Here is a 4026-nt window from a genome sequence, read left to right on the forward strand (position 1 = left end):
GTGGAAGAATTTACAAAGCCGCCGTTTCCTGAATAGCCGTTTCTGAAGAACCAGCTAGGTGTCTGTGAGTGCCATACAAGAGTATGAGCTCTCATCTTAAGGCCGTTCTGGTAGCAGATCTTCATAACTTCATCAACAGTGTTGAAGTTGATCTGAGGAACATACTGCTCATTGTATCCGCTGGGGATGTAGTATCCCTGGTTCTTAGCCTGACTTACAGAGATAAGTCTTGCTGAGCTGCCAAGAAGTGCATCGGGCTTCATCTCGTTCTCAAGTGTGATTGAGTTGTAGTGCTGCTTAAGGATGTTGAGCTGGCTGGAGTCTCTGAGCTGATACAGGTTGATACATGTTCCTGAATAGCCGTACTTAGCTCCGTAGGTATTAAGGAGGTTAGCCTCAACGGTCTGACCCTGTCCCTGATTACCGGTGTTGCCACCCTGATTGCCACTGTTGCCGCCCTGGTTTCCTGAAGATGAACCTGAGCCATTGCCCCATGTGAGGTAATCAAGATATGCATCCCATGTGCCGTCGTCTGCTGAAACAGTGAGTTCAACAGTAACTGCACCTGTCTTGTGGTTAACGTTCTCGATGGTGTATTCTGCGGGATACTCATCACCGTAGTAGAAGGTACCAACCTTCTCACCGCCGATCTTAAGGTCTACTCTTGCCATGTTGCTGTTGTTGGAGCAGCCGCGAAGAGTAAAGCTGTGTGTGCCATATGCGAAATACTGATCAAAGCTTACAGTGTCATTGTTAGCATAAAGTGCAACGCCGTTGAACGGACTTGAGATTGTGCCTGTGTACTGGCCGCTCTTGGTCATATCTTCACACTGGACTGTGTCTCTGCCCTGAGCTGACTCATTTCCGCCCTGGTTGCCGCCCTGGTTACCACCCTGGTTTCCACCTTCGTTGCCGCCCTGGTTGCCGCCACCTGCTGTCTCGCCTGTGCCAGCGGCCTGCCAGTAGTCGAATTCAAAGCTTCCGTTGAATACGAATACGATGTTCTTCACACCGGATACGTTCTTCATGGTGCCTGTGAAACTCTTGTTGCTTCCGTTGGTGTTAGAAAGGTTGATGGTTCCGAGAAGATTGCCTGAAGGGCTGTTCTCTCTAACCTGGATTGTGCCTGAACCTCTGCTGTTTACGTTAACTGTGATGGAGCTAAGTCCCTTGGAGAAGTTAACGCCCTTAACCTTAGTGTAGTCGCCGTTGGAGATGCTGCCTACCCAAGCTACGCCGTCGCCGTTACCTGAAACGGTGATGCCTGCCTGTGTGAACATTGTCTCAGCCTGAACAGCGTCATAAGGGTTAACGTATGAAAGCTGTGAAACACCTGACATTGTAGGTTTGAGTGCGCTGATCCTGCCACCTGATACATTGATCTTATCGATCTGAGTTGTTCTGTAACCAAGGCTCTTGCCGATGATCTTGGACTCAACTGATCTTGTGTGATAAGCCATGTAGTAACTGCCCTTGAACTCAAAGATAGCGTGGTGGTTGTTTCCTGTTGAACCTGAGAAGAATACACCGGGGTTCTTCATGACCTCGCCCTGGTATGTGAAAGGTCCCATAGGATTAGAACTTGTCATGTACTCGATTGCTGCGTTGCTGTAACCGTTGGAGCAGTTCCAGTTAGAGCAGTATGAGTAGAAGTATGTGTTACCAATCTTGTTGATGCCTGAATCCTCGAAAAGATAAGGAGCATCGATTGTAGCAGCTGAGCCTGAAGTTGAAATCATGTTGCTGCCAAGCTTGATAACTCTTGCTGTCTTGGGATGTGCGTACTGTCCGGAAGGAACGCCGCCACCGAAGTAAAGATAACCTGTTCCGTCAGAATCAACGAGAACTGAGGGGTCAAACATCCATTCAACACCGCTGCAGCCTGCTGTCTGCTTGGTTATGAAAGCACGTCCGAGAGGATCTGTCCAGGGTCCTGTAGGACTGTCTGATGTAAGAACGCCGATGCTGCTGGCGTTGTTAGCGAAATAAAGGAAGAACTTGTCCTTACCGTTTATTTTCTTGGTTGCGATGCAGGGAGCCCATGAATTGGATGCCCACTTAGCGGCTCCGCCGCTACCTGCGATCTTAAAGCTGCCATGGTCTGTCCAGTTGACCATGTCTTTGGAAGAATAACAGTTGAGTGTGTTAATCTTGCCGTATGTGTTTTCGTTGTTGCCGGCGAATTCCTGTGTGTCATTGGTTGTGTAGATGTAAACTGTGTCGTTATACACCAGAACACCAGGATCTGCGCCGTAGTTCTGTGTCACAAGCGGGTTGTTCTCATTGTCACCCTTGACATAGCTGCCATTGGTAACAGAGGCCGCCTGTGCTGTTGTACCAGTGCCAAATATTGCTCCCCCAAACAACATAAGGCTCAGTACTACTGCCAAACCTCTTTTCATACAAAAACTCCTTTCCCTAGTTGAATAGTGTACTGTAAGCAGTTTCATCATAGCAATTCTCCTAAAGAATCACATACCAAAGATTGCTATGTGGTGCGCAGAAGTTGCTATTATTGTAAAAAATATTGATGTTTTTTAAAAAAGTCGTAATAAAATCAAATTGTGGATGAATTATTTGCACAAAAAAAAGATGCATTTGATAAAAGAATTGTTATCTTTTGCCAAAATGCATCTTTTTATATTCGCTAAAATATAAGAATTATTGGAAATCAGTTGCCGCCGGTGTTACTGAACCAGCTGCTGTAATCGGGCTCAACCCAGGTATCATCTGAGCTGTCCCCGGTTGTGTCCTCAGTGGTGTCATCGCTGTAATCGTCTTCGTCGTAATCATCTGAGGTGTCATCTTCGTTACTGTAGTCGCTGCCGGTATAGCCGCGGGAAGGTCTTGTGGTGCCGGTAGAGGTGTTGCCGGTGGCTCCGCCGGGGTAGGAAACATCGTCGTCGTCTTCATAGAAATCAGTATCATCTTCAGAAGCGTCATCGACTTCGTCTTCCTCATCCTCGGAATACTCGTTGTCCTCAAGGGTGTTGTCGTAGTTGTTCCAGTACTCATCTACGGCATTTTCCTCGGTGTCAGACTCATCAACTTCGCCGTCCTCATACTCCTCTGTATCCCAATTATCTTCGGACTCTTCATAGTCTTCATAGTCTTCGCTGTCTTCATCCTCGGAGTCGTCACCGAGAAGGTCCTCGGGGTAACCGAGAATGTCGATGAACTCGTAAGGGTCTGAATCGGCTTCGTAGCAGGCAAGGAGAATCTCGGGATAAGTCTTGGCTGCGAGTTCACCTGCTGACAATGAAGGATTGCTGCTGACGATTCTCATGATAAAAGCGCCCTTACCGGTGGGAATATTGTATCTGGCGGCAAAGCCCTTGGTCCATGCATCATTGTCGATAGTCTGATCAAGAACCAGTGCGTTCTCGAAGTTGCTGTCCATTACATCGGAAGCGGCGTAGGCTGCATCATACATCAGCTCTTCAGCCAGCTCCTCGCCCAGCTCATCGGTTCTTGCATAGGCGGAGATAAGTGCTGAGGGATTGTCTTCTGTTATATAGCCCATATCCACGAGATTGAGCATCACAGCGCTGACTGCGGTGTCAACATCGCTAAAGAGAAGGCTCTCTGTGCCGATGGCTGCCCGGCCCTCGGGGGATCCGGAATATACGCTTGTTACCTCGCCTTCCTTATTTACTTTGATTGTGATGGTGTCGACGGTGTCGGTATCTATCATGACAGCGCCATACACATAGAATTTGAAAGTAAGGATGATTCCCGCTGCAATTATCAGGTCACTGATGCCAAACCACAGAAGGAGTCTGACAAACCAGGGGAGTTTCTTACGTTTTTTTACCGTTCCGTCATTATTCTTAAATTTACTCATGTTAGTCCTCGTTAATATGATGTAGGTGTCAAAAGTATCTTTTGACACCATATGATATACGAATTGCTCCATGACTATCGTCATTCCCGCAATTCTACAAATATTCGGAAACCGCTAATTTACTGCGTAAATTGCTAATTCCTCATATTTGTTTGGGCCATAAAGTCAAAATGCTTAACATG

Annotated in this window: 2 protein-coding genes; both read right to left on the minus strand. The window is 47.2% G+C overall.

Annotation, left to right across the window (positions count from 1 at the left end):
* Positions 1-2402 (minus strand): family 43 glycosylhydrolase (locus tag G588_RS22285; protein ID WP_022780119.1); only part of this gene is annotated, 2402 nt, incomplete at its 3' end.
* Positions 2403-2671: 269 nt separating this feature from the next.
* The gene (locus G588_RS0118220) at positions 2672-3844 is read right to left on the minus strand and encodes a hypothetical protein (protein ID WP_022780120.1); all 1173 of its coding nucleotides are present in this window, start codon (positions 3842-3844) and stop codon (positions 2672-2674) included.
* Positions 3845-4026: the final 182 nt, after the last annotated feature.

Source organism: Butyrivibrio sp. AE3009, assembly GCF_000420845.1.
GTDB lineage: Bacteria > Bacillota > Clostridia > Lachnospirales > Lachnospiraceae > Butyrivibrio.

What these genes read in the sequence shown, in the direction of transcription:
- G588_RS0118220 (WP_022780120.1), bottom strand. Translation starts at nt 3,844, where the DNA reads ATGAGTAAATTTAAGAATAATGACGGAACGGTAAAAAAACGTAAGAAA.